The 22598-nt window shown below is 41.8% G+C and carries 22 protein-coding genes and 2 tRNA genes; 15 read left to right on the top strand and 9 right to left on the bottom strand.

Annotated elements, in window-relative coordinates; genetic code table 11:
• Positions 1–34: 34 nt before the first annotated feature.
• Positions 35–1261 carry an AI-2E family transporter gene (locus WMO37_RS10725; protein ID WP_349155003.1) on the bottom strand — a complete coding sequence of 409 codons (1227 nt, stop codon included), beginning with the start codon at positions 1259–1261 and terminating at the stop codon, positions 35–37.
• Positions 1262–1542: 281 nt separating this feature from the next.
• On the opposite strand from WMO37_RS10725, the gene WMO37_RS10730 reads away from it, so the two are divergent.
• From WMO37_RS10730 to WMO37_RS10760, 7 genes are all read left to right on the top strand, one after another.
• Positions 1543–1615: transfer RNA gene (locus WMO37_RS10730), tRNA-Lys, on the top strand.
• 167 nt (positions 1616–1782) lie between these two features.
• Positions 1783–1855: transfer RNA gene (locus WMO37_RS10735), tRNA-Lys, on the top strand.
• A gap of 220 nt (positions 1856–2075) precedes the next feature.
• Positions 2076–3008, top strand: a complete 933-nt coding sequence (locus tag WMO37_RS10740) for a DNA-methyltransferase (protein ID WP_349155004.1) — start codon at positions 2076–2078, stop codon at positions 3006–3008.
• Positions 2986–3600 carry a BglII/BstYI family type II restriction endonuclease gene (locus tag WMO37_RS10745; protein WP_349155005.1) on the top strand — a complete coding sequence of 205 codons (615 nt, stop codon included), beginning with the start codon at positions 2986–2988 and terminating at the stop codon, positions 3598–3600. Before WMO37_RS10740 ends, WMO37_RS10745 begins: the two co-directional genes overlap by 23 nt.
• A 73-nt stretch (positions 3601–3673) precedes the next feature.
• A complete protein-coding gene (locus WMO37_RS10750) occupies positions 3674–4156 on the top strand; it encodes a DUF2726 domain-containing protein (protein ID WP_349155006.1) in 483 nt (160 codons plus the stop codon).
• Between the two features lie 235 nt (positions 4157–4391).
• Positions 4392–5255 (top strand): DUF5685 family protein, encoded by an 864-nt coding sequence (locus tag WMO37_RS10755; protein ID WP_022432420.1) that lies wholly within the window; start codon positions 4392–4394, stop codon positions 5253–5255.
• Positions 5239–5997, top strand: coding sequence for a J domain-containing protein (locus tag WMO37_RS10760; RefSeq protein WP_349155007.1), 759 nt, complete (start codon positions 5239–5241; stop codon positions 5995–5997). Before WMO37_RS10755 ends, WMO37_RS10760 begins: the two co-directional genes overlap by 17 nt.
• A 70-nt stretch (positions 5998–6067) precedes the next feature.
• On the opposite strand, the gene WMO37_RS10765 is transcribed toward WMO37_RS10760, so the two are convergent.
• Complete coding sequence (locus WMO37_RS10765) at positions 6068–7885, bottom strand: DUF885 domain-containing protein (RefSeq protein ID WP_349155008.1); 1818 nt, start codon at positions 7883–7885, stop codon at positions 6068–6070.
• A 200-nt stretch (positions 7886–8085) separates the two neighbouring features.
• On the opposite strand from WMO37_RS10765, the gene metG reads away from it, so the two are divergent.
• The 4 genes from metG to WMO37_RS10785 all read left to right on the top strand — a co-directional run bounded on the left by metG (position 8086) and on the right by WMO37_RS10785 (position 13136).
• Positions 8086–10056: a methionine--tRNA ligase gene (metG, locus tag WMO37_RS10770; protein ID WP_022432417.1), complete on the top strand. Its 1971-nt coding sequence runs from the start codon at positions 8086–8088 to the stop codon at positions 10054–10056.
• Between the two features lie 105 nt (positions 10057–10161).
• On the top strand, positions 10162–10947 hold the full coding sequence (locus tag WMO37_RS10775) for a TatD family hydrolase (RefSeq protein ID WP_022432416.1): 786 nt from the start codon (positions 10162–10164) through the stop codon (positions 10945–10947).
• Positions 10948–10962: 15 nt separating this feature from the next.
• A complete protein-coding gene (gene rsmA, locus WMO37_RS10780; protein ID WP_022432415.1) occupies positions 10963–11862 on the top strand; it encodes a 16S rRNA (adenine(1518)-N(6)/adenine(1519)-N(6))-dimethyltransferase RsmA in 900 nt (299 codons plus the stop codon).
• A 101-nt stretch (positions 11863–11963) separates the two neighbouring features.
• Positions 11964–13136, top strand: a complete 1173-nt coding sequence (locus WMO37_RS10785; protein ID WP_022432414.1) for a DUF6128 domain-containing protein — start codon at positions 11964–11966, stop codon at positions 13134–13136.
• Here the strand turns inward: WMO37_RS10785 and WMO37_RS10790 are convergent.
• From WMO37_RS10790 to WMO37_RS10805, 4 genes are all read right to left on the bottom strand, one after another.
• Entirely contained in the window at positions 13124–13666 is a 543-nt protein-coding gene (locus WMO37_RS10790; protein ID WP_022432413.1) for a GNAT family N-acetyltransferase, read from the bottom strand. The two genes, WMO37_RS10785 and WMO37_RS10790, sit on opposite strands and share 13 nt — an antisense overlap.
• Entirely contained in the window at positions 13663–14145 is a 483-nt protein-coding gene (gene tadA / locus WMO37_RS10795) for a tRNA adenosine(34) deaminase TadA (RefSeq protein ID WP_022432412.1), read from the bottom strand. The genes WMO37_RS10790 and tadA overlap by 4 nt, the downstream gene beginning before the upstream one ends.
• Before the next feature lie 117 nt (positions 14146–14262).
• Positions 14263–14835 (bottom strand): LemA family protein, encoded by a 573-nt coding sequence (locus WMO37_RS10800; protein WP_022432411.1) that lies wholly within the window; start codon positions 14833–14835, stop codon positions 14263–14265.
• Positions 14832–15965 (bottom strand): DUF2207 family protein, encoded by a 1134-nt coding sequence (locus tag WMO37_RS10805; RefSeq protein ID WP_349155009.1) that lies wholly within the window; start codon positions 15963–15965, stop codon positions 14832–14834. The genes WMO37_RS10800 and WMO37_RS10805 overlap by 4 nt, the downstream gene beginning before the upstream one ends.
• 248 nt (positions 15966–16213) lie before the next feature.
• On the opposite strand from WMO37_RS10805, the gene WMO37_RS10810 reads away from it, so the two are divergent.
• The 4 genes from WMO37_RS10810 (at position 16214) to WMO37_RS10825 (ending at position 19746) form a co-directional block, all read left to right on the top strand.
• Positions 16214–17851: a cellulase family glycosylhydrolase gene (locus WMO37_RS10810; RefSeq protein ID WP_349155010.1), complete on the top strand. Its 1638-nt coding sequence runs from the start codon at positions 16214–16216 to the stop codon at positions 17849–17851.
• A gap of 31 nt (positions 17852–17882) precedes the next feature.
• Positions 17883–18374: a nitroreductase family protein gene (locus tag WMO37_RS10815; protein WP_022432408.1), complete on the top strand. Its 492-nt coding sequence runs from the start codon at positions 17883–17885 to the stop codon at positions 18372–18374.
• A gap of 50 nt (positions 18375–18424) precedes the next feature.
• Complete coding sequence (locus WMO37_RS10820; RefSeq protein ID WP_349155011.1) at positions 18425–18823, top strand: C-GCAxxG-C-C family protein; 399 nt, start codon at positions 18425–18427, stop codon at positions 18821–18823.
• A gap of 134 nt (positions 18824–18957) precedes the next feature.
• Positions 18958–19746, top strand: coding sequence for a type II toxin-antitoxin system PemK/MazF family toxin (locus WMO37_RS10825; RefSeq protein ID WP_349155012.1), 789 nt, complete (start codon positions 18958–18960; stop codon positions 19744–19746).
• 298 nt (positions 19747–20044) lie between these two features.
• Here the strand turns inward: WMO37_RS10825 and WMO37_RS10830 are convergent, their stop codons facing one another.
• From WMO37_RS10830 to murG, 3 genes are all read right to left on the bottom strand, one after another.
• Positions 20045–20584: a ferritin family protein gene (locus WMO37_RS10830; RefSeq protein ID WP_349155013.1), complete on the bottom strand. Its 540-nt coding sequence runs from the start codon at positions 20582–20584 to the stop codon at positions 20045–20047.
• A 199-nt stretch (positions 20585–20783) separates the two neighbouring features.
• The gene (locus WMO37_RS10835) at positions 20784–21188 is read right to left on the bottom strand and encodes a Fur family transcriptional regulator (RefSeq protein ID WP_349155014.1); all 405 of its coding nucleotides are present in this window, start codon (positions 21186–21188) and stop codon (positions 20784–20786) included.
• 227 nt (positions 21189–21415) lie between these two features.
• Entirely contained in the window at positions 21416–22480 is a 1065-nt protein-coding gene (murG, locus tag WMO37_RS10840; RefSeq protein ID WP_022432402.1) for an undecaprenyldiphospho-muramoylpentapeptide beta-N-acetylglucosaminyltransferase, read from the bottom strand.
• Between the last annotated feature and the right edge of the window lie 118 nt (positions 22481–22598).

A 22598-nucleotide genomic window follows, 5' to 3' on the forward strand; every position in this document is an offset into this window, starting at 1 on the left:
GGCTTTTATTATTGCAAAAGTATTTCTGCGGAAATTACATTTCATCCGTATTGTCATACGGCGTAATATAAATATTTTTCTTTTTTAAAAAATGTTCGATTGCCAGATTTAAAATATAGCTTAGTACGGCAACACACGGAACACCTAAAAACATACCGACAACGCCGAATAAGCTGCCGCCGACGGTAATGGAAAAGATAACCCACAGCGGGCGCAGTCCGGTCTTTTCGCCAAGTATTTTCGGACCCAGATACAGACCGTCAAATTGCTGGATAATTAAAATTAAAATTGCCCAGAAGATGACCTTTACGGGGCTGACAATCAAAATGACGACACCGCCGATAACACCGCCCATGTACGGACCAAAGTACGGAATAATATTGGTAATGCCGACAATCACACTCAGCAGCACGGCATATGGGAAACGGAAAATTGTTGTACATACAAAACAGATAATACCGATAATCAGGGAATCAATTGCTTTGCCGATAATAAAGCTGGAAAAAATATTACCGCTTTCACGTAGAATACTGCGTGTCGTATCAGCCGTCTGCTTTGGCATAATCGTGTACATCAGCCGTTTAAAATGGTAAAAAATAATCTTGTGGTCTGAAATCATATAAACAGACACAATAATTGCAATAACAAAATTTAATACGCCTTTAACAATTGCCATGGAGGCAGAAACAATAACAGGCAGAATATTAGTCATAATGCCGGTCAGATAATCTACGATTTTAGGCAGGGCGGAGTAAATTTTTTCATTTAATACATTATAATCAATAAAGGAAAGTGCTGTGTGTGTTTCCTCAAACTGTTCTAAAAAGGCAACGGCATTGTTATACCATACCGGCAGCAGCTGTGTTAAATCACTCAGACTTTCGTATATCTGCGGAATGATAAATACCAGAAGAACGGTGATAATACCGATTGCCAGCAGATAGGATACTAATATAGAAAGCATTTTTGCAGGGCGCACAGCCATCTTAAAACGTTTGGTAAAGACATCCCGGTAAAGCAGATGCACCAGCGGATACAAAACAAATGCAATAAAAGCGCCGGTAATAAACGGAGAAAGCAGATGCGCAATCTGTCCAATCAGCCGCAGTGTCACATTAAAATGTCCGATAAAAATATAAATTAAAATCGCACCCAGAACAAAAGCCAGTGCATAGACTAAAATCGTAAAATACCGGCTGTTCGGTGTAAAATGATTTTTTGGAATGGGTTCATCGGTATGGTTTTTATCTTGATTTTCCATAGTAACTCCTATCTGTCATCTATATTTGTTAAAGACATTCACACGTTTATAAGCAGGTTTATATGGGCGAATGGCTTTGGAATTCTTGCTATTATAAAAATTATACGTTCTTTATTATATAGAAGCAATAGGAAAAGGCAGGAAAAGTATTAGAAATCTAAGAAAACTGTAAAAAAAGCGTAATTGTTTTTAAATAAATACAAAAATAGGGTTGCAATTTATAAAATTCTTTCGTATAATACCTTTTGTGCTTGAGAGAAACAAGCTGATGAATTAAATAAGCGCCGCTAGCTCAGTTGGTAGAGCACCTGACTCTTAATCAGGGTGTCCAGGGTTCGAACCCCTGGCGGCGCACTAAAAGAAGTCTTATGATTTGGTCACAGGAGCCAGGTTGTGGGGCTTTTTATTTTGCCTGAAAATCGCAGACTTAAATGTATACTAAAAAAATACTTGCATTTTTTGAAAAACTCGTATATACTTTCATTTGTTGTTAGCGCTTGCAGACAACAAAGAGAATATAAGCGCCGCTAGCTCAGTTGGTAGAGCACCTGACTCTTAATCAGGGTGTCCAGGGTTCGAACCCCTGGCGGCGCACTAAGGAAAGAACCGTAACTTCTGTATGGAGGTTGCGGTTTTTGCTTTATATAAAATATTATTAAAAAAAAGAATGAGCATTTAACTTTTTTAATAAGTATAGTGGTGTTATAATAAGAAATAATAGATATATGATAAGATGTTATGTAGCAGTTTAATGTAAAATGCTAGATAAAATGTCAGAGAAAGGAGTTATCCAGTTCATATTGGATTATACAAAATGAATATTTTAAATTTTCAATATAAATGCGTTGATGCTTTAAATTTTATGAAAGAAATACCGGATAATACAGTAAAATTAATAATAACTTCTCCACCCTATAATATAGGAAAAGAATATGAAGTCAAAACAAATATAAATACATATTTGGAAAATATGAAGCCGATGATACGTGAAATGGTTAGAATACTGGCGGAGGACGGAAGTATTTGCTGGCAGACAGGTAATTATGTAGAAAATGGCGAAGTATTTCCGTTAGATATATTTTACTATTTTATATTTAAAGAAATGGGATTAAAGTTAAGAAATCGTATTATTTGGCATTTCGGACACGGGCTTCATTGTAAAAATAGATTTAGTGGAAGATATGAAACAATTTTGTGGTTTACAAAGTCAGACAGCTATACATTTAATCTTGATGCAGTGCGGATACCTTCAAAATATCCGGGGAAAAAATATTATAAGGGAGCAAAAAAAGGACAGCTTTCATGCAATAAATTAGGAAAAAATCCGGAAGATGTTTGGGAAATCACTGTAAAGCGTTTAGAAGATGACTGGGATTGTTTAATATGGGATATTCCAAATGTAAAATCAAATCATGTTGAGAAAGAAGATCATCCATGCCAATTTCCTGTAGAATTGGTTGAAAGATGTGTATTGGCATTAACGAACCCTACAGATATTGTGTATGATCCATTTTGCGGAGTCGGAAGTACACTGATCGGTGCATTGAAAAATGATCGAATTGCATATGGAACAGAGCTGGAACAAAAGTATGTAAAGATTGGCTGTGACCGAATAGAACGGTTAAAAAAGGATTGTTTAAAAACCAGACCGATTTATCAAGAAATATACAAACCAAAGATGAATGATAAAGTTGCCCAAATACCTTTGGAATGGAGAAATGGTGATGAAAATTGCAAATATGTATAATCATTTAAATGGCTATGAATATATGTTGGTTCACAAAAAGCAGTTATGGGAAGAAATAGAGAGTGCTATCAATAGTATCAATGCAGATGATTTTATAAAATACAGTAAGGATAAAGCTAAATTAGGGAAAACGCTGTATGATCAAAAGAACATAAATAAACAATTTAGAAGTATATTATATCCTTTAAATTGGAAATCTGTGACAATACCTTATTATGTTACCGGTGATATAGATACTGCAAAAAACGTAGCATTAATTCGTGACAGAGAAGAACAAAAGCAGATTATTGAAGATAATGGATTTGAGGCATATTCTACCAATAATCAGATTGATTTTGTAAAAGATCGGGTTGCGGTTGAAGTACAATTTGGAAAGTATTTTAGTGTTGCATATGATTTGCATGTAAAACATACATTTTTCTTCCTTCGTAATGATATTGATGTAGGAATCGAAATTATACCGACAAGAAAGATGATGTTAAAAATGGATACCGGTGTCGCATGGTTTGAAAATGAAGTTGCAAATGTTATAAGAGAAGGACGTTCAAATCCAACAGTTCCTGTTGTTATTATTGGAATAGAGCAAGACTGAATTTTAAACGGAGTTTACTATCAGTAAAAATACATATGTATGTATAATATATTATGCGCAGGAGAAATTTAAAATGGAGCAAGGTATACAGATTGCGGCAGTCCTGCTGGCAGCAGCAGTGGCTGCGCTTTTGCTTTACCGCCGCCATAAAAGACGGCAGTATCCTTACCGGCAGAAGTTTCTGCTGACAAAGACAGAATATGCATTTTATAAGATATTAGAAGAAAAATGTACAAAAAACGGACTGCGGATATGTCCCAAAGTACGTCTGGAGGATTTTATATCCGTTACCGGAACGAAAAATATCGGAAAATACAGAGGGTATATCAAATCCAGACATGTTGATTTTTTAATCTGTGATAAAGATTTACATATTAAGGCGGGGCTTGAATTAGACGATTCATCCCATGAAACCAGACAGGCGGCACAGACTGATAAATTTAAAAATGAGCTGTTTGAAAGCATCGGACTGCCGCTTTTCAGGATTAAAACCATCCGTTCCGAGTATGAGCGGCAGATTGATAAAATGATTTCGCAAATCCGGCGGATGCGGTAAAGGCAATGCTGTTTCCTATAAATAATGCAGGCATGGCAAATCCAAAGGGAATATTCGTAAAGAATCTATAAAGATTTTATAATTTCTTTTCTGTACGAATTGACGGCAAATCAAACTTGTTATATGATAGGCACAGACCGGAGTACAAAGAAGCGGTACTCCGGTTTTTGCGTAAAAAGATACAGAAAGATATAGAAAGATTACAGAAAAATTAAAGGAAAAGGAACCGCTCGGCATGTATGGATATGTGATTGTCAACAAACCGGAATTAAAGTTTAAGGAATATGACAGATACCGTTCCTATTACTGCGGGCTGTGTGACATTTTAAGAGAGCAGTACGGTATCCGGGGGCAGGTTTCTTTGAGTTATGATATGACGTTTCTGGTGATTCTGCTCACCGGGCTTTACGAGCCACAGACAGCGTATTTAGAAGAACGGTGCATCATACATCCTGTGGCAAAACATCCGGTACGCAAAAATGAAGTGACATCGTATGTTGCGGATATGAATGTGCTGATGGCATATTATAAATGTGTGGATGACTGGAAAGATGAAAAGAAAGTTACAAGACTGACCTATTCCAGACTTTTAAAAGGGCAGGTAAAAAAGATCTGCGGAAAATATCCGCAGAAAGCAGAAGCAATCCGGCAGGCACTTTCCGGGCTTTCGGCGGCAGAAAAAGCGGGAGAAGAAAATATCGACCGCGCAGCGTCCTATTTTGCCACAGTGATGTCCGTTGTCATGGCGATGAAAGAGGATGAGTGGACAGAAGAACTGCAGAAAATGGGATACCAGTTAGGCAAGTTTATTTATCTGTGTGATGCGTATGAAGATGCAGAGGAAGATATAAAAGCCGGGCGGTATAATGTGTTTTGTACCCATGTGGACCAGCCGGGATTTGATGCTTATTGTGAAAGTATATTAAATGCCATGATGGCAGACTGTGTAAGGATATTTGAGCGGCTTCCGATAGTGGAAGAAGCGCAGCTTTTAAGGAATATATTGTATTCCGGTGTCTGGATACGGTTTCAGGCGGCGAAGGAAAAACGAATAAAGGTCAAAAAGCAAGAAGGAGAAAACAGTGGCAGATCCGTATAAAATTCTCGGCGTATCAAGAGATGCTTCCGATGAGGAAATAAAAAAAGCATATAGGGCATTGAGCCGGAAATACCACCCGGATGCCAATATCAATAATCCGAATAAAGCGCAGGCGGAAGAAATGTTTAAAACCGTACAGCAGGCGTATAATCAGATTATGAAAGAAAAGGAAAATGCCGCTTCCGGCGGTTATGGTTACAATGCGGGCGGCTACGGCTATGACGGAGATACGCAGAACCACCGGCAGGGTGCGTATGGCGATTTTGGTGATTTTGGCGGCTTTTGGGGATTTGATCCTTTTGGCTACGGTTATGGCAGTCAGGGCGGACAAAGCAGGCAGAATACCGCAGATGACAAGAACAGCAATTATTTAAGAGCTGCCGCCAATTATATCAGAAGCGGCAACTTTGCTGAAGCGTTAAATGTGCTTGACGGAATTGAAGACCGTGACGGGCGCTGGTACTTTTACAGTGCGCAGGCACATGCTGGAAAGGGTGAACAGGCAACGGCGATTGAACACGCCCAGCGTGCAGTGGCAATGGACCCGGATAATATGCAGTATCAGATGCTCTACCGCCAGTTAGTCAGCGGCGGTCAGTGGTATGCCGGACAGGGCAGGGCATACGGACGTTCCTCCGCAGATAACGGCACGTGTGATTTTTGTGTAAAACTTCTATTATTAAATATGTGCTGTAATTTGTGCGGCAGCGGATTGTGCTGTACAGGCGGCAGATATTACTAAAAAATAATGCCGGAAAAGTTTCATTGACAATGTGTGATAAAACTTTTCCGGCATTAAAGCTTTGTATGGCTTACTGTGCGGACTGCACACTGCACCAGTCCTCTAAGCGGTCAAACAGCATATCAAACGGCACAGACCCCATATCTAAAATATATTTGTGAAAGTCCGGATTGGAAAACGCGGAACCTGTCTGCGCCCGGGCTTCTTTTTTTAATTCTGAAAATCCAATCCAGCCAAGCACATATTTGCAGTAATTGCCGGGGTTGGAAACCATGGACAGATACATTTCATGCGCAACATTCTTGTCTGTAAATCCAAAATCAGCAATATAGGAAGCTACGTCATTTTCCGTCCAGCCAAGGGCATTAATTCCGAGGTCACATTTCGCATACAGACATAGAATTGTGGCGTAATTTGCCTGTGCAAGCGTGTTGAGCAGTGGGTTTCCGGTGTCGGCATACGAATAGGAAAAAAGCTCACAGTATGTAGCCCAGCCTTCCACATAACCGTCCGGTGCAATCAGATAGCGGATAAGGTCCGGGTCAGAATCCGCAAAATACGTAGTCTGATATAAATGCCCCGGATATCCTTCATGTGCCAGTGTCGGATAAAGCTGTGAGCAACGTGTGCCTTTTGGATTAATATAGATAGAATTAATATTCAGATTATCCAGCTGTGGCAGAAAGTACATGGCGGGACTGACCGAATCCTGCAGCGCTTCGGTAATATATTTAATATCATAGCTGACATCCGGTCCCTGCGGGAAATCTGCAGCAATTTTTGTCTTTAAATCAGTAAGGACCGCTGCCGGTTCGGTTATGGAAAACGAAAAATTGTTAAACTGGCTGGAAAGAGAAGAATCCTTTGCCATCAGTGTCTGCATTGTCAACAGGTTGGAGCGGATATAGCTATCCAGCAGCGTATTGTATTCATCGACAGACTTTGACCAGCCAAGCGAATGGTTTAAAAGATACCGGAAATACTTTTCGCCGTCCGGGTAATTGCAAAGACCGCCCTGATAACGGTTCGTGCCGGTAAGTTTTTTGAGTCCGTCTGTCAGAATGCGGTAGCCTTTTATAAGATGCCCGGTGACTGCCGCCTGATTGGCAGTTTTGTAAGCCGATTTATCGGCATCGGAAATGCCGGTTAAAGCATCTAATTTTTCATCAAAAGTCGTAATCAGATAGCTGTCCGGACTGCCGGCACTTTCGATAAAATTTTCACATTCTCCGGCAATCTGTGTGGCAAGCGCATCCTCCATAAAATAACCGTTCCGGCTGCGCAGGGCTTCGTAATCTGCAAGGCTTTGAAAATAGCCGTCCGAGTCTTCTAAAAGTGCTAAGTATTCTTTGACGTCTTTTTCTTCTTCAAAAGTGTATTCTGCGAGAATCAGCGGAAATTGTACGTGAAAACCGGTCGTTGTGCATAAACTGGTCTGGAAAAGGAATAAATCCGAGTATTCCAGTTCATTTTGCAGGTAAATAAGCAGTTCATCGTAGGTAATCTGCTGTTTTGGGGACAGCGTTGTGCGGTCAAAGCTTTTTAGAGCCGTGAGTTTACCGGTAATATCAGATGTATTGTCAAGAGCGGCAAGGTCATACCGTCCGAGTGTGACCTCGTAATTGTCAATGCCAAAGTCTGACGGATGTTCCATGTAGGAATGAAGGGTTATGGTATCCGTTGTGACGGTTTCCGTAAAAAGACGGTTTACATAGTCATTGAAGGCTTCATTACGGGTTTCAGAATGCGGGCTGTCTGTAATCTGTCCGGTATCATTGCCGGGATTTTTGGCTTCCGGAGAGTTAAAGCAGGCACTGCACGGCAGCAAAAGAACCGCACAAAGCAAAAGTGCCGCTGTCTTCTTAAAAAATAGACGTTTTTTGTTCATAAATGGGGATTCCTCCATAAAACTAAAATGATTATACTGACGATGAAGTTATTATACTTAATATCAATGAATATGACAAAGAAGTCAACTGTTTTTCGGGGCTGCAAACTTGACATCTTACCATAATTTCACTATCATTAGTCTATGTGTAAAAACGCGGGGAAATGCACCGCAATGGAGATTTGAAAGGAGAAAATAATATGCCACAGAATAAGGGACCGTTTTACATGACAACGGCAATTGCATATACATCAGGAAAGCCGCATATCGGCAATACTTATGAAATCGTGCTTGCAGACAGCATTGCAAGATTCAGAAGACAGGAAGGATATGATGTTCGTTTCCAGACAGGAACCGATGAACACGGACAGAAGATTGAATTAAAGGCAGAAGAAGCGGGCGTGACACCAAAGGAATTTGTAGACGGTGTATCCGGTGAAATCAAGCGTATCTGGGATTTAATGAATACTTCTTATGATAAATTTATCCGTACCACTGATGCAGACCACGAAAAGCAGGTGCAGAAGATTTTTAAGAAGCTCTACGATAAGGGTGACATTTACAAGGGACATTATGAAGGCATGTATTGTACACCTTGTGAATCCTTCTTTACGGCATCACAGCTGGTAGACGGCAAGTGTCCGGACTGCGGACGTCCCGTACAGCCTGCAAAGGAAGAAGCTTATTTCTTTAAGATGAGCAAGTATGCGGACCGCTTAATCAAGCATATTGAGGAACACCCGGAATTTATCCAGCCGGAATCCAGAAAGAATGAAATGATGAACAACTTCTTAAAGGCAGGTTTACAGGATTTATGTGTATCGAGAACTTCCTTTAAGTGGGGTATTCCTGTAGATTTTGATGACAAGCATGTTATCTATGTATGGATTGACGCGCTTTCAAACTATATCACAGGACTGGGCTATGACGTAGACGGTAACAACGATGCGTTATTTGAAAAATACTGGCCGGCAGACTTACATCTGATTGGAAAGGATATTCTGCGTTTCCACACCATTTACTGGCCGATTATGCTGATGGCACTCGACCTTCCGCTGCCAAAGCAGGTATTTGGACATCCTTGGCTGTTACAGGGTGACGGCAAGATGAGTAAGTCAAAAGGAAATGTAATTTACGCAGATGACCTTGTAGATTTATTCGGTGTCGATGCAGTCAGATATTTCGTGCTTCATGAAATGCCTTTTGAAAATGACGGTGTTATCACATGGGAACTGCTTGTAGAACGTTTAAATTCCGAGCTTGCCAATACACTCGGAAACCTTGTCAACAGAACCATTGCCATGTCCAATAAATACTTTGGCGGCGTTGTGACAAAGACCGGTGTGACCGAAGAAGTCGATGACGACTTAAAGGCAGTTGTGACTGCAACAAGAGCAAAGGCACAGGAAAAGATGGCAACCCTGCACGTAGCCGATGCAATTACAGAAGTCTTCTCATTATTTAAGAGATGTAATAAATATATTGATGAAACCATGCCTTGGGCGCTTGCAAAGGACGAAACAAAGCAGGACAGACTGGCAGAAGTACTTTACAACCTCGTAGAGAGCATTACAATCGGTGCAAACCTTTTAACATCCTTTATGCCGGAAACATCAGAGAGAATCCTTGCACAGCTTTATCCTGAAAATGCAGAAGACGGTGTGCGTGATTTTGATGATTTAGACAAGTTCGGTTTAAGAGCATCCGGTGTCAAGGTAACGGACAAGCCGGAAATTCTGTTTGCAAGACTGGATTTAGAAGAAGTTTTAAAGAAGGCAGAAGAAATCCAGGCAGCACAGAAAACAGCCGCAGGCGGTGTGCAGTACCCACAGGTAGAAGAAAAGCCGGAAATTACTATTGATGACTTTGATAAGATTCAGATTCGTGTCGGTGAAGTCTTAAAGTGTGAACCGGTGCCAAAGGCAAAGAAGCTGCTGGTTTCACAAATCCGTATCGGCGATGAAGTGCGCCAGATTGTATCCGGTATTGCAAAGTATTACAAGCCGGAAGAAATGGTTGGTAAGAAGGTTGCCGTGATTACAAACTTAAAGCCGTGTAAGCTTTGCGGCGTAGAATCACAGGGCATGATTCTGGCAGCAGCCGATGATGCGGACAACTTATCTGTACTGACAGTAGATAAGGACATGATTGCCGGAAGCGAAATCCGCTAGGCGGTGTTATTATCAGGGTGCGGGACACGAGGATTCCGTATGGGAAAACGGACTGTATCAGTTTTTTAAACGCATTTTTAAACAGTAGCGGAGAAGAATAAAATTATGAAAATATTTGAAACACACGCACACTACGATGACGAAGCTTTTAGAGAAGACCGCGAAGCGCTTTTTGATGAAATGTTTGCAAACGATATTGATACGATTATCAATGTCGGCGCCAGCTTTGCGGGCTGTGAACAGTCCGTAGCCCTTGCAGACAGCCATGAAAAAATTTATGCGGCAGTCGGCATCCACCCGGAAGATGTGGAAGAATTAACGGAAGCACGCATGGCGTGGTTAAAAAAGACGGCATCGGAAAATCAAAAAGTGCTTGCAATCGGTGAAATCGGACTGGATTACCACTACCCGGAACCGGCAAAAGAAATACAACAGCAGTGGTTCCGCAGACAGTTAAATCTCGCGGCAGACATTAAAAAACCGGTGATTATCCATTCACGGGAAGCCTGTCAGGACACGCTTGCCTGCATGAGGGCAGAACATGCCGAACAGATTGGCGGCGTGATTCACTGCTATTCGTATTCTAAAGAAGCGGCACAGGAATTTTTAAAAATGGGCTTTTACTTCGGTTTTGGTGGTGTTGTGACGTTTAAAAATGCAAAAAAGGCAGTCGAAGCAGTAGAAGCCATTCCGATAGAGAAGATTCTTTTGGAAACAGACTGTCCGTATATGGCACCCGAACCCAACCGCGGCAAGAGAAATTACAGCGGCTACCTTCCGTATGTGGCGGAACGGATTGCGCAGATTAAGCAGATGACGGCACAGGAGGTCATTGATATTACCAATGCAAACGCAAGGAAGCTGTTCGGGTTTTCTGCGGTACAGGACTAAGAAAGGAAATGCAGCATGGCGGAAAAAGATTATAAAAATGTAATGCACCTCGGAAATCCCACCAATACAATCGCCGTATTGAACCGCTACGGATTTTCATTTCAAAAAAAATTCGGACAGAATTTCTTAATTGATGAAAATGTGGTCGAAAAAATTGTGCGTGATGCCGGTGTGACAAAAGACGACTTTGTACTGGAAATCGGACCGGGTATCGGAACGATGACACAGATTTTATGTGAAAATGCAAGAGAAGTCGTTGCTGTTGAAATTGACGATAAACTCATTCCGATTCTGACGGAGGATACGCTTTCGTGGTATGACAATGTTACGGTTATTCACGAAGACATTTTAAAGCTGGATATTGTAAAGCTTGCCAATGAGCGTAACGGCGGAAAGCCGATTAAGGTCGTTGCAAATCTTCCGTATTATATCACAACACCGATTATTATGGGTCTGTTTGAAAGCCATGTGCCGTTAGACAGCATTACGATTATGGTGCAGAAGGAAGTGGCAGACCGTATGCAGGTCGGACCGGGAACGAAGGATTACGGTGCGCTTTCGCTTGCGGTGCAGTATTATGCAAAGCCGCAGATTTTATTAAATGTTCCGGCAAGCTGTTTTATGCCGCGTCCGAATGTGGACTCCGCTGTTATTCAGCTTACGCGTTATGAAAAGCCGCCGGTAGAAGTTGCTGACGAGCATCTGATGTTTCGTTTAATCCGCGCATCTTTCAATCAGCGCAGAAAGACGATGACAAACAGTGTCGGGAACAGTCCTGAGCTGTCCGTGTCCAAAGAACAGATGGCAGCAGCTCTTGAAAAATGCGGACTTTCTGCAACCGTGCGTGGAGAAGCACTGACCCTTGCGCAGTTTGCCGAACTTGCAAATGTGCTTTCGGAAGATACAGGGAAGTAGTGTGAAGTATAAAAATCCGTCATATTTTAAAAATCCAATTCATAAGGTTGCGTTAGGAGTTCACTGCAAGCAGTCTATTAATAGTATGAATTGGAGGAAATATGGCGGATTATAAAAGACTGGTTTCATATATTTATGCGTACCCGGGCGGTGTCCGGGATAAAAATGTCGGGTTTGCCAAAGCGGAGGTCAGAAACGGACAGTTTAAGCTGACAGTTTCCGTAAAAGGTGTCTATACAGATACCCCTGAGTTATTTGGCGTTTATGTGATGGTTGATGGAAAGAAACATCAGCCGGGCGGGTTTACCCTGCTAAAAACAGGAACAGTCATGGTCAATCAGGGAATCGGACAGTATCAGGATTTATTCAATCCAATGAATATCAATCAATCGGGTTATACATTTGAAGATATCAGCGGCATTGCGCTTGCAAGGGAAAATGAGGACTTTTACCGTATGTTCAGTCTGTGGGAGGATTGTATACTGAATACAGAGGACATTACATTTGCACAGCCGGAAGCAGCGGCGGCTTCAAATCCGGTGGTGCAGGCAGATTCAGAGGAAGTGTCTGTGAAAGAACAGGTAAACCGGACAACAGGGCAGGAGGCGGAGAGAAAATCCGCGGAAATGTCTGGGAATGTGCGTGAATCTGAAACAGTGCGGCGGAACGCGGAAGATGTTTCAGAAAATGAGGTAGAAGAAGCGGCAGTAACATCAAAGCCGGCAACACCCGAATCCGCACAGTCAGCCGGTCGGCAGGCGGATTTGCAACAGGAAACGGCACAGATGAAGGCACAGCAGGTACGCGCCATGGAAGCGGTGCAGGAGTTATTGTTCCGGAATACAAATCCGCAAGGCACAATGCCACAAAATACAAAACTGCAACACACAACGCCGCAAAATGCAAAGCCACAAGAGGAAATGCCGGCATTTGAAAAAGTATTTATCAACCGGGATTTTATAGATGCGTTTGAAGATGACTACTTTTATGACTGTGTGGAAGTGACACCGGAGCTTTTAAAGCAGCTTCCGATTGAGGACGACGCTGTTGTAAACAACAGCTTTCTAGTGCATGGATATTATAATTTTAAGCATATTCTTTTTGGAAAAGTCTGTGAAAATGACAACAACACCCGGTATTTTATCGGAGTTCCGGGAATGTACTGTAACCGGGAGCGGTTTATGGCATCGATGTTTGGCTTTTGCAACTTCAAAAAGAGCCACAGAAGCGACTATTCCAATCCATATTTCGGATACTGGTATCAGGAAATATAGACAAAGCGCAGGTGGTCTTCCCATTTGCCACGCAGATATACATAAGAGTAAGCAGTGCCTTCTGGAATAAATCCAAGCTTTGTGGCAAGTGAAATGGAAGCGGTGTTCTGCGGTGCAATATAGGCTTCTACGCGGTGCATGTGCACTTCCGTGACAAGAATTTTTAAAGCCATGGTCAGCATACGCCGTCCGTAACCTAAATGCTGGAATTCTTTGTCAATTTTATAACCGGTGGTGCAGGAACAAAATGCTCCCTTTTTGATGTCAGAAAAGGACACCGTTCCGATAATCTTGTCGGGGAAATTCGTATCAAACAAAAAGAAGCGGATGTGTTTTCCGGCAACAAAAGCGTTGTATTCCGCAGTTAAAAGGGACTGGATAAATGCTTTGGTGTAAAAATGGTCCGGCTTATCCGTTTCATAAATATCAAACTGTTCCCGGTTGCGCCGGTAAAAAGAAAGCACGGCATCGGCATATTCGGCGGTGAGAACGCGCAGTATCAGATGATTGTTTTTGTACTCAAATTTCACGATGGTTCCCTCCGCTTTGCTTTTTCCTGACGTAACTGTTTAAAAAAGGAAGAAAGCATGGTGGAACATTCTTCTTCCAGTACACCGCGGGTCACTTCACAGCGGTGGTTAAACTGCTCCATTTGAAGAATATTTAACACAGAACCGCCGCACCCGGCTTTCGGGTTCATCGAGCCGATAACAACCCTTGGAATCCGTGCCTGTACAATCGCCCCGGCGCACATCTGGCACGGTTCAAGTGTAATATAAATCGTACAGTCTTCCAGCCGCCAGTCGCCGATAACGCGGCTGGCTTTTTTGATTGCGGTAATTTCTGCATGTCCGAGTGTGGTCTTGTCGGTATTTCTGCGGTTGTACCCGCGCGCAATAATTTTGTCCTGATAGACAATGACACAGCCAATCGGGACTTCTTTTAATTTTAACGCTTTCTTAGCCTGTTTTATGGCTTCTTTCATATATTTGGTATCTAATTCATTCATAATAGAATTATTATAGTATATTTGACGGGAGATTGCCAGTGGGGAGAAGATAAAAAAGGACAGCCGCTCTAAAAATGAACAGCTGTCCTAAAAATATGTGAATAAATTTTTTATATCTTACTGAAACATATTCGCATTAATATGTACTGCCTGACGTTCTTCTTCAGAGGCGGCTAAAAGGTCTTTCTGGCGGAAGCCGAACAGTCCCGCAAAGATAGAACGCGGAAACATCATAATAGCGGTATTGTACTTTGTAACCGTATCATTGTAAAACTGGCGCGCCATAACGATTTTATTTTCCGTTTCCTTTAACTCCGACTGGAGCTGTAAGAAATTCTGGTTGGCCTTTAATTCCGGATACTGTTCACCCACAGCAAGAATGTGGGAAATTTCCCTGCCGAGTGCATTTCCGGCTTCAAAAGATTCTGCGGCAGAAGACGCATTTAAAACACGGCTTCTTAATTCGGTGATTTTTGATAAGGTTTCCTGCTCGTAGTGGGCGTAACCTTTGGTAGTTTCAAGTAAATTCGGAATCAGGTCGGCGCGGCGCTTTAACTGCACTTCAATCTGAGCCCCCTGATTGTCGACACGGTTTCTTAAAACAACCATGTGGTTATAAGTTTTGATAACGGCAATAATCAGCAGTATTACAACGACTGCGATGATACCTCCGATAAATGATGCATTCATAATGATTTCCTCCTTTTAATAATGTCATTGACAATCTGCTGGTTTTCTTCGAGAACAACAGCATAAACTAAATAATCGTCCCACAAAACCAATTCATTTTGTGTGGCTTCACTTAAATTTGAAAAATCGTGAATAAAATTTTTCATGCCGTAAATGTATTCGGTCATCTGATTTCCAAGGGTTGTCCGTTTAAAATGCGCTTTTGTAAATCCTGAACTAATCGTTCCCACAAAGACAAGCAGCGGAATAATAAGGCACAGGAAAAACAGCAAAACCATAATCATCAGGCCTGCCAGTACGGGGAGGTATTCCGGGTACTGAAGCAGATAATTGGTCTGTTCCCCAAAGGAAGCCGTTTCGGGAAGCGCATCTAAAATTTCAAAATAAGCATTTACACGGTCTTTGAAGGCGTAAAATACAAAGCTCATAATGACAATAAAAAACAGCGGTGCCGAACAGCCTAATACACAGCGGCTGCAGGTGGAAGTGGTTTCTTTCTGCTTGTCGGTGGAAGAGAGGCGGCTGGTTAAATAACCGTCTGCCACGGCTTCCTTTTGTAACATATAAATCCAGTTGCCTTCCTTCTGGGCGTTAAAAGTACCGTTGCATAAAGCATTTAAAAGAAAACGGTCACTCTCCCGTAGAGAAGCAAATTCGGGAACATCGGTATTGACGATATAGCGGTTTTCTTCCATTTTAAGAATTCCCATATTTTCATATTTTAAAATACAGGCGGCACGGTCTTTTTTCGGCTCGATTTTTAAATCCGTTAAAAGGCTGATTGTGCCGGGAGAAAGTCCGGTGAGCTTATCCCGGTAATAGTCCAGATACTCAACGGTAATAAAGGAGTTATTTCGCATAATCTGTTTTCTTGCAAAATGAAAAAGCACCTTTGCAAGCAGAAACCAGAATCCGGCCTGCAAAGCGGTAACAAAAAGTATAGCAATAATTAAAGCTATAATGACCGCAGGGGAAGGGGAATCGTGTAAAACTTCCTCGATTTCAGAGTGTGTGTAAATGATTTCGCGCACAATAAATCCGACAGGAATCAGCCATGTCAGCCGTTCCAGCACAGTCAGCCGGTTCAAAGCCTGACTGTGAAAAGTCTTTTTACGGTTTGAATCAAACATAATCATCCTCGTTTCTGGGTAATTTATTTTTTATACAATTTTAAGTGTATTTTAATATAGTATAATGGAAAAAGGAAGTATTTGGCAATGGTACTTTGTGTGCATTTTATATACAAATGGTATTGAATCATGTGGAAAGCTGTAGTATAATTATTACTATAGTGAACGTAATACTAAAAATAAACAGCAGACTTTTGCGAATTTTTTATCGCCTCTTCGCAACAAGTTGCTCAGAAATGAGGAATACCATGGATAAAAAGAAAAAGATACTGATTGGAGCAGTGCTTACGGTGGTTATTCTGCTGGCAGGTGTGATGGCAGGATTTTTGATTGCCAATGCAGAAAAAAAAGGAAGCAGTCCGCAAAATGTTGAAAACGGTGCGCTGACAAATAACGAAAGACCTGTTTACGATGAAAAGGAAAGCACCGAAAGTCCAAAGAATCAGGAGGCACAGGCGCAGTTTACGCCGGGCAATGCATGGGAATCGGACGGGCGGAAGTACATACAGTATGAGTTAAATATTTTCAGTACCGGCAAAAAGAATATTGAAAGCTGGAAGATTACATTTCCGGCGGGAAGCGGCACGGTGATGGAGCAGAGCTGGAACTGCGGCGTTGAGAGCAGTACGGCAGAGGACGGAACGGTTTCATTTACATTATCGCCGGTGGACTATAACCGGGAGATTCCGGCGGGAGAACATACGCAGGGAATCGGTTTTATCATCAGCCGGACGGAAAACTATGAATTAAAGGCGTATCAACTGGAAGCTGTGATTGAAGGCGTTGCGGTTACGGTAACAGATGACGGACAGTCAGGGGACAGTCTGGCAGAGCAGGGGCAGGATAACCATCAGAGTGATGACAGTCAGACAGGTATTATAAAGGAAGAAACACAAAACGGACAGACATGCGGCTCATCAGACGGTTCGCAAAATTCAGATAGTTCAGGTAAATCCGGTGGTTCATCGGGAACGGGGAGCAGTCCACGGCCGGCATCAGGCGGACTGCGGGTTTCCGGTACAACGCTTACCGATGCTTCCGGCAATGCCGTACAGCTTCGCGGTGTCAGCACACACGGACTGGCGTGGTTTCCTGAATATGTCAATAAAGAAGCATTTGAAACACTGCGGGACGACTGGGGCGCCAATGTAGTGCGCCTTGCGATGTATACCGAAGAATATGGCGGATACTGTAACGGCGGTGATAAGGAAGCTTTAAAACAGCTCATTGATGACGGTGTATCCTATGCGACAGAGCTTGGCATGTATGTCATTATTGACTGGCATATTTTAAGTGACGGGAATCCGAACCTGAATAAGGAAGAAGCCAAAGCATTTTTCTCAGAAATGGCAGATAAATATGCAGGGCATAACAATGTAATTTATGAAATCTGCAATGAACCGCAGAATTCTGACTGGAACGGCCAGATTAAACCGTATGCCGAGGAAGTGATTTCCTGTATCCGGCAGTATGACAGCAGTGCGCTGATACTGGTGGGTACGAATACATGGTCGCAGGATATTGACGCAGTAGCGGGAAATGAGCTGGATGACGATAATGTGATGTATGTGCTTCATTTTTACGCGGGCACACATAAAGCTTCCCTGCGCAGTAAACTGGAGTCTGCGTTAAATGCTGGTGTGCCGGTATTTGTCAGTGAATGCAGTATTTGTGATGCTTCGGGAAACGGCGGCATTGATTATGATTCGGCACAAAGCTGGCTGGATTTGTTAAATGACAGAGGTGTCAGCTTCTTAGCATGGAGTCTTTCCAATAAAAATGAAACATCGGCACTCATCCAGCCGGGCTGTAGTAAAACCGGCGGCTGGACAGAAGATGATTTATCGGAAACCGGACGGTGGTTTAGAAAAGCAATACAGGGATAAGGGCGGCAGAGCCGTTTGGGAAAGGAGCAGCATGGCAAATTTATTTACACGGGTCAGTATCCGTAAATTTCAGGATAGAAAAATAGAAAAGAAAGATTTGGAATATATCCTGCGCGCGGCAATGGCGGCGCCGTCTGCGGGCAACCAGCAGCCGTGGGAGTTTTATGTCACGGACGATAAGATGCTTTTGCAGGAGCTTTCAAAGACAAGTCCATATGCAGGACTGCTTGCAGATGCACCGCAGGCAATTATCACGGCATACCGGAAAGATTGTAAAATACCGGAATATGCGCAGATTGATATGAGTATCGCCATGGAAAATATGTGGCTTGCGACTGATGAAATCGGACTGGGCGGCGTGTGGATCGGCATTGCGCCGGTTAAAGAGCGTATGCAGGCGGTAGAAGCAATTTTAAAACTGCCGGAAGACCAAAGCGCGTTTGGCATTTTTGCACTGGGATATCCGGCAGAAGAAAAGAAGCAGGAAGACCGGTACGATACGGAAAGGGTACATTTTCTTTAAAAATAATGAATAGAGCAGGCAGCAGATATCTGCTCACAGGAGGAAATCTGATGAATAAACATATTGAAAAAGCAATGGAACTTAGAAATGAAACACCGATGGTTAATAACTGTGCGCAGACGATTATGCGGGTTTATGCCGATGAACTGGGGATTGACGAAAATCTCTGTGCGGCGATTGGCTGTAATTTCGGTGGCGGCATGAAATGCGGCGGTACATGCGGTGCAATCACGGCAGGACTTATGGTGCTTGGCGCAAAGGGCGTTGATTCGCCTATGGCAGTCCAGCAATTCAGAAAAGGAATCGCAGAGAAACACGACGGCATGACAGATTGTGCGGATTTGTTAAGAGCCAATGCACAAAAAGGCGGGGATAAAAAGACCCACTGTGATAAAATGATTCAGGAAGCGATTGAACTGGTAGATAAGCTGCTAGATGAAAAACAGTAAAATGTTAAAAACGTATCTTTTTAGTTTAGGTGTTCAGACTGTATTGTCGACAGGAGTTTGAATGATTTTTCTAAATGTTTAAGATGTAAATTATCCAAAAGTTTTTGTATAAAGAAGTAAAGTGAGGGGATAAAATGGGAAAGAATATTACTGATGATGACATCATAAAACACAAAAAGAATGCTATAAAGCAGTTAAATAATACTTTTGAAGTATTTATCAACAGTCCTAATCCAAAACATAAAAAGAAAGCTGATTTAGTTGCATATTGGATTGAGAGTTATAGTAAATACTTACTTACCGAAGAAAAATTTGATTATAAACTGATTCCAAGATATAAAAGAGGAGATGTTATTTCTCTGAATTTTGGTTTTAATATCGGTAGTGAACATGGTGGTTTACATTATGCCATTGTATTAGATAATGATAATAAACAATCTTCTCCTGTCGTAACTGTAATTCCACTTTCATCAGGAAATGAAGAAGACACATATGATAGGGATGTTTTTTTAGGAAATGAATTGCATGATAAACTTAATGCAAAGTATATTAAGTTAATAACTCAGGTCGATGAAGAAATTTCTGAATTAACAAAAACATTAGAACTTTTGAAAAAAACGATGAAGGCTAATTCGGAAACAGAAACAAGTTTAGCAAAAGATATAACGGCTCATCTTAGTAATTTGGAAAATCGTGTTGATAAACTTAAGAGAGAGAAAAAGACGTTGCAAATATACGAGAAAGAAATCTTAAAGTTAAAATCTGGAAGTGCCGCTCTTATGGAACAAATTACTACCGTAAGTAAAATGAGAATATACAAACCAAAGAATAGTTCAGATTTACTTTATGGGGTAAAATTTTCGGCTGATGCAATGGATAAAATAAATGAAAAGTTAAAAGAATTGTACGTATATAGTAAATAATTATTGACATTAATTATTTACTATAGTATAGTCAATCTATACAAGATTTAATCTTGAAACAGCGCCTATAGGGCATTTAATAAGACAGATTTATTATGTGAAGGCTCCACCTTATGTGGAGTCTTTTACGTTATAGAAAATAAATTATATAAATAGCGTGAACTCCTATGCTGTGCTGTCTGCGGCACAGAGTGCAAACGTCAAGCGCAGCAGAAAAATTGTAAAAAAGGTGTAGAAGCCATAAGACTTCCACACCTAGAATACCTAAAACACTCTATTAACAACGTAGTGTCAACAATTATCCAAAGTATCTCTTTAAAAGACCCTCAAAAGCCTTTCCGTGTCTAGCTTCATCGCGTGCCATTTCATGCACGGTATCGTGGATAGCATCCAGATTTGCAGCCTTAGCGCGTTTTGCTAAATCAGTCTTACCGGCAGTTGCGCCGTTTTCAGCTTCAACTCTCATTTCAAGGTTCTTCTTTGTGCTGTCTGTTACAACTTCACCAAGCAGTTCTGCGAATTTTGCAGCGTGTTCAGCTTCTTCATAAGCAGCCTTTTCATAGTACATACCGATTTCAGGATAGCCTTCTCTGTGAGCAACTCTTGCCATAGCAAGGTACATGCCGACTTCTGAACATTCACCTTCAAAGTTTGCTCTTAAATCAGCTAAGATGTCTTCGCTGACACCCTGTGCAACACCGACAACGTGTTCAGCTGCCCATGTCTTTTCGCCGGACTGGACAACAAACTTATCAGCGCCTGCATGACAGACCGGACATTCAGCCGGTGCAGCTTCTCCTTCATAAACGTAACCACAAATAGAACATACAAATTTCATAGCTTTAATCTCCTTTGCTTTTTATTTTTAAAATAGTAATCATTATTGTTTTGCTGTGACTATAATATATCATGCGCCAAGTCATTTGTCAATAGAAAATAATAATAATTCCTATTTTTAATTCCTGCTTATAGTATGCCCGGTTTTTCGGGACATCATTAAAGCTTATTTGATATTTTATCAAAAATTTTAAAAGCGTTTACTGCTCGTTTTTATGTGCGCAGGAAGGGCATTTTCCGTAAAAGAAAGTGACGTTGCCCTCAATTTGTCCGTCGAAATTGCTGGCGGCGGCAGTACAGAACTGTCTGCTTTCTTCTGCACCGTCAAAATCCAGATCAATTACTGCACCACATTCTGTACATTGAAAATGATAATGCGGCATGACATTTCCGTCAAAGTGGACAGAGCCGTCTTCACAAGGAACTTTGACTGCCTGACCGTTATCAACCAGAAAAGAAAGATTGCGGTAAACTGTTCCAAGGCTGATATTCGGAAAAGCCTTTAAAACATGTTCATATACAACCTCAGCAGTCGGGTGGTCCTTGCGGGACATTAAAAAATTCTTAATCGCCTCACGCTGTCTGCTATATTTAACCGTAGCCATAAATCCTCCTTGTTTTACAAAATTCTAGTAACTATTCCTATTATTAGTCTAGTGCATTTTTACGGGAAAGTCAAGTGACATTTGAACAGGAAAAAACGACAGTTCACGGATTATGTGTTGTTTTTTGGCAAGGCTGCGATATATTTAAGAAAATAAAAACAGAGTGTGATAAAAGCGGCAGTTCCGCAATCCAATTGTCACACTCTGTTTTATATAGTTTTATAAAATTACTTGGAATTTGCCGTAATCAGTTCCATGATTTTGCCGATAGCGTCATTCTGCTCGCTTAAAGCCATGTTATTGACATAAGTCATGCGCTTCTGATACAGGTCGCGCACGGCCGCAAGCAGTGTTTCCGGTGTAATGTCTTCTTCCATTAAAACAGCAGAGTAGCCGTGTTTTTTAAAGGAGTTGGCATTTAAAATCTGGTCGCCGCGGCTTGCATTGGCAGAAAGCGGAATCAAAAGATTCGGCTTCTTTAAGGCAAGCAGTTCGCAGATTGCATTGGCACCGGCACGCGAAATGACAATATCGCTCATTGCAAATAAATCGCGCATTTCCTTGCTGATATATTCAAACTGGACATAGCCTTCTTTATTTTCAAAGCTTTTATCGGTTTTGCCCTTGCCGCACAGATGAACCACCTGGAAATCCTTTAACAGCTCCGGTAAAATGGCACGCACGGCATTGTTGACCTTTACGGCGCCGGTGCTTCCGCCGACAACAAGAATAACCGGTTTTTCTGTGTTGAAATGACATAGATTCAGTCCGGCAAGTTTATTGCCCTGTAACAGTTCCTTCCGGATAGGAGAACCGGTAAGCACAGCTTTCTGTTGTGGGAGATACTGAACCGTTTCCGGGAAATTACAGCAGATTTTCGTTGCGGAACGCATGGCAATTTTATTGGCAAGTCCCGGTGTCATATCAGATTCGTGGATAATAACCGGAATCCGCTTATGTCCTGCCGCTAAAACAACCGGCACAGATACAAAACCGCCTTTGGAAAAGACGATATCCGGCTTGATTTTGCGCATCAGCGTCCTTGCCTGAAAATACCCTTTGAGAACGCGGAACGGGTCGGAAAGGTTTTTAAGGCTTTTGTAGCGTCTTAATTTTCCGGAAGAAATGCCGTAATACGGGATTTCAAGGTCTTCAATCAGCTGTTTTTCAATGCCGGTATAAGAACCGATGTAAAAAACTTCATATCCGGCTTCCTTTAAGCTCGGAAGCAGTGCAATATTCGGTGTAACGTGTCCGGCAGTACCGCCGCCGGTAAGTACAATCCGTTTCATAATAATCCTCATTTCTGAGCAGCTTGTTGTAAAGAGGCGATGAGAAATTTGCGAAAGCGGTTTTTCATCTGCCATCATAGCTATTTGTTTTTGCTCATAAACAATATAGCCAACGTCA

This window comes from Lachnospira intestinalis (assembly GCF_040095895.1).
Lineage (GTDB): Bacteria > Bacillota > Clostridia > Lachnospirales > Lachnospiraceae > Lachnospira > Lachnospira intestinalis.